This window comes from Candidatus Schmidhempelia bombi str. Bimp (assembly GCF_000471645.3).
Taxonomy (GTDB): Bacteria; Pseudomonadota; Gammaproteobacteria; order Enterobacterales; family Orbaceae; genus Utexia; species Utexia bombi.
In genome coordinates, this window is the sequence record NZ_AWGA01000009.1 from 1 (window position 1) to 6,884 (window position 6,884).

Sequence of the window (6,884 nt, forward strand, 5' to 3'; positions counted from 1 at the left end):
GTAAAGAACAACGCGGTGAAGGCTTCGAATTACGTACCGACGACTGGGGCGCGATTGCCGCCAACAAAGGCTTATACCTCACCACCCAAAGCGAGCCCAAAGCCCAAGGCAAGCAATTAGATATGCAAGCCGCTATCACCCAGCTAGAAAATGCCCTCTCAATAGCTAAAGCGCTACACACTGCCGCGGTGCAATCGCAAGCGCATTTAGCGGACACTGATAGCCAAAATCAACTCAACGCCAACCTAACCGAACTAGCAGCAAGCGGCATACTTGCCTATGCCCAAGAAGGGATTGCCTTAACTAGCCCAGAGAACATCCAACTATCAACTAGCAACAGCATTACCCTCACCGCCGAAAACCAAACCGATATCAGCGCCCTTAAAACTATCAGCGTCTCTTCTGGTGAAGCGATTGGATTATTCGCTCACAAGCAGGGGATGAAACTGTTTGCCAATCAAGGTGATATTGAACTACAGGCCCAAAATGCCAACCTCAACATAGCCGCCAAGCAAGATATCAAGGTAGATAGCGTCGATGGCAATATCACCCTCACCGCAGATAAAGAAATTACCCTAGTATGTGGCGGCTCCTATATCAAAATTAGCAGCGAAGGCATAGAGCTGGGCACCGCAGGTAATTTAAAGTTTAAAAGTGCGGTATTGCAAAAGATGGGACCGGTTAATAAATCGAAAACTATTCAATTAAACACAAGTGAACTTAACGTCAAACGTTGTGCAGAGATAGGTTAACTATGATTGATGTATTAAATAATAGATATAATTTTTTTAAATATCGCTATTTGCTAGTCGATAATCTGGTTGTACTCAATGAAATGAGTTACTTATCTAAATCGTCATTATTAACTTATTTCGGTGAACAAAATCTAACCACAGTATTAAGAACCGATTTAGATTATGATCCCAGTCAGTGCCCCACACTGATCACGCTTGCCAAGCCAGAACAATTTTTAGACATTGAAGTTATTGCCGAGATTAGTGAACAAGCCGCGATCGAGTGCTTTTGGCCAAAACGTTATGTTTGTAGCTATATTATTAGCGATCTCAACCCAGCCAAAATCGCACAGCAACTGGTAAACATAGGTAATAACATTGCCACTACATTAAAAGAACCCTATTATCCCTTCTTTGAACCATTCCGTATGCAATTTTTACATGAAGTTGGATCAGCGGCAGATCGCTATTGGTTAAATCAAAAATTAACAGATATCGATTACTACTATCCGTCGATCTATAACGGTGAGTTTATTCAATACAAAGTTGCTCAACCGGATCAACCTAATCAAAATTGGAGTGAATCCTACTTATATCGCTTAAAACACATCAGGATCATACATACCCTTGTCAATACTTGGGCAAATAATCGACTCCAATTTCAAGAACAACAACAGTTATCCTTAGTTAAGGATGTTATCGTCCAAAGTACGCAATTAGTTGAACAAGCCTATCAACTCAATTTAACTGATATAGAAGATATTCTGTTTTGGGGACTTAATGGGCTTAGATATCAATCAGACTTTACACAACACCCACAAGTGCTTGCGCTAACAAAACAGACCCAAACACAACCAGGAACGTTGTCAAAAAGGCTTATTGATGCCAAAATAAAAATTGAAAACGATAGTTTTTCTCGCCAGTAATAATAACGACAAAGAGGCAACCAATGCAAAAAATCGACACCCTAGCCAAACAGAATAAAAATCAAGCCGCTGGAAAATGCCCCGCCTGTGGCCGGCACGGCTTACCGGTATTTTTACTGCGTCAGGCGGTCATCACTAAAAATAATCACTCTAATAGTGACGTCGATCCAATTTATCAGACGCTGGCCGATTATGCCAGTCAGTTAGATTTTAAACACCGTATGCCACAAGAAACGCTAACCCAGTATCACTATCTGCTGCGTACCTTGCGTAATGGCTATGTCTATGTCATGCAACAGGGCAAGGAGCTTGACAGCCGCATGTTAGACGCTTACGAATGCATTGACGGGGCACTGCGGCTTAAAGATGCCTTTAGCCTCTCAGGCACTGAGCCCCGCCCCTTGTCCAAAGCCTGTCAGGATAGCTGCCATTCTATTCCCGCTTCTTTTATTCATCTGGATGAAAAACGCTTTACTCAAGCCTGGGTGGCTTACTCATCCCAGCCGTGGTCAACTCAGACCATCAATAACTATCTAAAACAACAAGACCCGCTGGCTTTATCTCGCTTTACCCATATTACCAGCTTAAACCAGTTCAAAACCTCACCCGCACAGGCATGTGGTCAGCGGGCGGTGCCTTTTAAAGATATCTTTGGCTATAGCTATGATGCGCCGATTAATCAACAGAGCAACGTGCTGGAATTTCGCTTTGACCGCCTGTTGCCTAACTTTGAATCGGTCCACCCGTTTCACAGCCTTAAAGCACAGCGTGCTCGCTATGCCTATCAGGTTAATTCTTTATATACCTCACGAGAGAACGCTAGCTCCTGCGCTATCGTGCTGGAAGATACACTAGGGATTGCCGAAGAGTTAAACGCTCAGCGCCTAAACCATCTACATATATTCAATTATGACGCTCCGCCGGCTAAAGCGGATGACGAGCCAATAGCCGATGAGCCAAACCTCGATTTTGATATCAATAAGCAAAATAGTATCTATGCACAGCGCGCTAAAAACATGCTTAATATGATTAATCCAGAATTAAAAAAACGCTTTAGGTATTATCAAAATGATCTGTTTAAAAAGCGGATGATATGGCAACTAATCGAACAGTATCGCACTTCTCTTGAACGCACCTATGACCAAAAAATAGCCACGTTAGAGCAACAAGACTACATCGAGTTAGCCAACCGAGACCCCTACGCTTATATCGGGCCTTTTATGGCGCCCCCCCCTAAAAATGCCGTTACCATCATCCACCTAAAACAAGAGAAAAAGAAAAAACTTAATCAAATTAATGCATGTATTGATGACGATAAGGTCACGCAATTTAACCATGAATTAGCAACCGCTTATAACGAGGTGGTCGATTATTGTAAACGCTGGTCACAGGACTACTTTACTTATGTACGCTGGCTATTTGGTCAAAAAGATGTGGTCTCTAAATTTAGTCCATTCTCACCTAAATCCTTTAATCAGGTCCATTTCTGGCAATCGGAATTTGACTTTTCGAACGAGATCAGCGCACTAAGCTATATTAAAGTCATAACTCAAATTCTGCTCGACTCAACCCATAGTGAAATCAGGCTGGATGAAGATAATGCGCTCTGGGATGAACTGCTGAGTAATTCAACCAGTATTTACTATGTCATCAGCCATAAAAATAACCACGGTATCGACCTTAATCAACCCGTCTTTACCGATTTAATCAATGGCAACCCAATAAACTGGCTCGATATCACCTCCAAAAGTACTTATTTTGGTGCGGTATATAATGCTCATCACAACCAAAAATATGAAAAGTGGCAACTTCAGCAACAGCAACAATTAACCAAGCACACCCAGCGCCTTAATGCTGAGATTGAAAATAGTCAGCAACAACTGATTAAACTACAACAAAAAGCCAAACAGATCCCAATTGACGATCTAGCAGAGCAAAAGCAGCTGCGAATCAAAAAAACCGAAAATAAGAAAGCGATTGAACAGGCAAAAAAATACCTTCAGTCCATTAACGACCAATTAGCCGCACTGGCTATCCCTAAAGTACTAAATGAAACTAAAATAGATCATGCGCTTAGTTATCTTAATGATATGGCGATAAAAAAACATACTCAGCTTGTCCAACATCCACAGGTGCAGCCGATTAACCTACGCTGGAATCAGCTAGATATGATGCAACGCTTAGCTAAAATGGCGGTTTATCCAGTTGAAATCACCGTCAAAATTAGGCCTGATAAACTAACTCAGGTCTATGCGTTACTGGCTCAGATGCAGGGCGGGTTTTTCCGTCAGCATGGTTTTAATTTACAGGAGCAGACCTTTTTAAGGCAATTTGATGTGATAGACACGCCACCTTCTGCCAATCACAAAGCGGCCAGATTTAAACAGACAAAAATGATGTTATGTTTTCCCGATGAGTTGAGTAAAAGCTTATTTATTCAATTTATTACCAAAAACCGTGAGCATATTTTAAATCCGCATAAACTTAAAGCCTTTATTCAGGAAAAGTTATATCGCTATGTAACCTTAATCGACCAACAAACCACGATTAACGCTCAGATTAATAAGATTAACCGTCAGCAACAGACCACGGTTGAAACCTTGCAACAGGCAGACCAACATAACCAACAGCGAAAAATAGTTAATCAGCACATCGACCAGCACCAAACTAGTCTCACCCAACAGCAGGCGCAGCTCAATACAGCTAAAAATAAATCTGCCCAGATTAAACAGCTTAAAGATACCCGTAAAAGTGCCAAGGCCACCCAATTAAACTACAAAGTGAATGCTATCGTGGGGGTAATTACCCTATTAAATATTTGGGATACCCTCAAAGAGTGGGGCAAACCTAAGGAAGGCGATATTGAAGCCAAACAGATTCGTAAGTTAGCTACCGATTTAGCTTCATTAGGGCTATTATGTGTCGATACAGTGGCGCAATATAAGGAAATTAAACTTAAAATGCAATTAACCAGAGGTATGCGGGTTGGCGCCGATGTTGCCGAATTACAAAGTTCAATAAGATTGACCAGCTTTATCTCCAAAACAGTAGCCAAGGCCTTTGCTGCTATTACAGTAATGGATGCATTAACTGAGTTAAAAAGTTCATTTGGTATATTGGAGATGGAGAATAAACTTTATTTTTACCGAAGGTTTTTGGGCTCTATCTTTATGGGCGGCGGAGCAATTTTATTATTGTTTAAGAGCCCTATAATTTTAGCGATTGGAGTTATGGTTTTAATTATTGGTACGGTATTGATTGCCTTGAGTAAAGAATATGATAATTTGAGCCCAATTGAACACTGGCTAAACCGCTGCTATTTTGGTAAACATGCAGAGTTCGCCTATCTTAAATATAACGCTTATCACGAACAAGATTATTATGCCCATGCGGGATTTGGTCAGGCAGTTAATGATTATCTGATAGCAATTTTAGGTATCGATACCTTTATCTATTTTAAAACGGATACCGCTTATTTTGCTGAGCATAATAATCAGCGCCATATCCAACTTTACCTCAATATCCCTAATTTTGTGCTAAAAACTCCTCAGGACAAGCTAAATATTTATCTGCGCCTTTATGATGAAGACACCAGCAGCAAAGAACAAAAATATATTGATTTCTACTACACAGCGACCTATCACCATATAGCGCGCCAACCCACCTTTCAGGTAATCAACTATATACCCGAAAAACCGGCAATCTATGGTACTGACTATATTTTGCCAGAAGAGCAATACCAGCGTCACCCATATCAGCTACCTAATCTTATTCCCCAACAGCAATTTTACTCTGCGGATCATCTTCAGGGTAAAAAAGTAAAAAATATTAAAGGGTTAATTATTAGCCAACACGATATGTATCATCAGCAACAACATCAGTTAAACAAATCCAGTGACGGTAAGAGTTATCAGCTAATTATTGATAAGAAGATTGCCAGCACTTGGGATTTATCTCGCATCAAAAATTACCAGATCATTATTCACTACCCAAATCATGATCAGGGGCCCCTAATTATTACCAAAAATGGGTACAATATTAACGATAAATAACAGGAAAATAACTATGCCATCAAAATATCGACCACAACTCTTTGGCTGGATTGGCGATCTAGATAAAGGACCGCGTTCTGTCCCCCTCCATGATGATCGTTTAATCTATGCCAATGATAATTACTGTGCTTTTAGGCGTAAAATTGCCTCTGACCAAATTTTTTATTTATTTCTTTCTTTCATTGCTTTGATTTTAGGATGTGCCGCTACTATAACCAGTTTTTTGTTAATTATAAACTTTAAGCTTAATACAGAAACAATAATATTATTTATAGATATAATAGCCACCATTTTAAGTTGTGCTATTGTTTATATAATGGTTCCAGAGCTCTATCAAAACCTCTTTACCCGCCGCGGTAGCCCGATTATTTTTAATCGCAAAACCAATAAAGTCTATGTTAACGAAAGTTATTTTTTTAACTTTAAATTCTGGCGTAATCCCCTCACCTTTTTATTTCCTACTAAACGTCGTATCAAAGAGTATGATTGGGCTGATTTACATGGCGTGGTGATTCATAACTACTCCCGTAATGCATTAACGACCACCATTCTAATGGTATGCAAACCCGGTACCTATCAAACTATTGACCATATCTTATTAGATCCTGCTCGTGCCGGCTCTGGCAGTACTTATGTATGGGGATGGATCAACAGTTTTATGGAATTCTATTCATCCGCAAGGCTTAATGATGGTCAATATATATCAGATGAAGAAGCCCAATTTAAACGTAAAGTGATTGAAGGGCAACGCTGGCCAGAATGGATGATTGAAGCATTTAATGCCACTTCACCCGCAGAATTAGCCGAGATCAAACAACGGCATAATGTCAAAGATTAGTTATCACTCCAAATGGTTACCATATTAACAATAAATAATAGGAAATAACGATGCCATCAAAATATCGACCACAACTCTTTGGCTGGATTGGCGATCTAGATAAAGGACCGCGCTCTGTCACCCTCCATGATGATCGTTTAATCTATGCCAATGATAATTACTGTGTTTTTAAGCGAAAAATAGCCTCTGACCAAATTTTTTATTTATTTCTTTCCTTTATTGCCCTTATTTTTGGTTTTCCACTAATCTTTATATGTTTTTTACTATTCATAGCGTTAGATCTTCAAACAGACTATATCATCTTATTTATAAATATAGGCACTTTAATTGCTGC

The 6,884-nt window shown here is 39.9% G+C and carries 5 protein-coding genes; all 5 read left to right on the plus strand.

Annotated features, from left to right (window positions below; all coding sequences use genetic code 11):
* Positions 1-752 (plus strand): DUF2345 domain-containing protein (locus tag O970_RS00610; RefSeq protein ID WP_036562109.1); only part of this gene is annotated, 752 nt, incomplete at its 5' end.
* Between the two features lie 2 nt (positions 753-754).
* Positions 755-1,660 carry a hypothetical protein gene (locus O970_RS00615; protein ID WP_024495261.1) on the plus strand — a complete coding sequence of 302 codons (906 nt, stop codon included), beginning with the start codon at positions 755-757 and terminating at the stop codon, positions 1,658-1,660.
* Between the two features lie 23 nt (positions 1,661-1,683).
* Positions 1,684-5,712, plus strand: a complete 4,029-nt coding sequence (locus O970_RS00620) for a toxin VasX (RefSeq protein WP_024495262.1) — start codon at positions 1,684-1,686, stop codon at positions 5,710-5,712.
* 13 nt (positions 5,713-5,725) lie between these two features.
* The gene (locus O970_RS00625) at positions 5,726-6,550 is read left to right on the plus strand and encodes a DUF6708 domain-containing protein (protein ID WP_024495263.1); all 825 of its coding nucleotides are present in this window, start codon (positions 5,726-5,728) and stop codon (positions 6,548-6,550) included.
* Between the two features lie 50 nt (positions 6,551-6,600).
* Positions 6,601-6,884: hypothetical protein (locus O970_RS00630; protein WP_036562112.1), on the plus strand; the 284-nt coding region annotated here is incomplete at its 3' end.

Coding starts and splice junctions, on each gene's coding strand:
- O970_RS00615 (WP_024495261.1), top strand. CDS start 755: ATGATTGATGTATTAAATAATAGATATAATTTTTTTAAATATCGCTAT.
- O970_RS00620 (WP_024495262.1), top strand. CDS start 1,684: ATGCAAAAAATCGACACCCTAGCCAAACAGAATAAAAATCAAGCCGCT.
- O970_RS00625 (WP_024495263.1), top strand. CDS start 5,726: ATGCCATCAAAATATCGACCACAACTCTTTGGCTGGATTGGCGATCTA.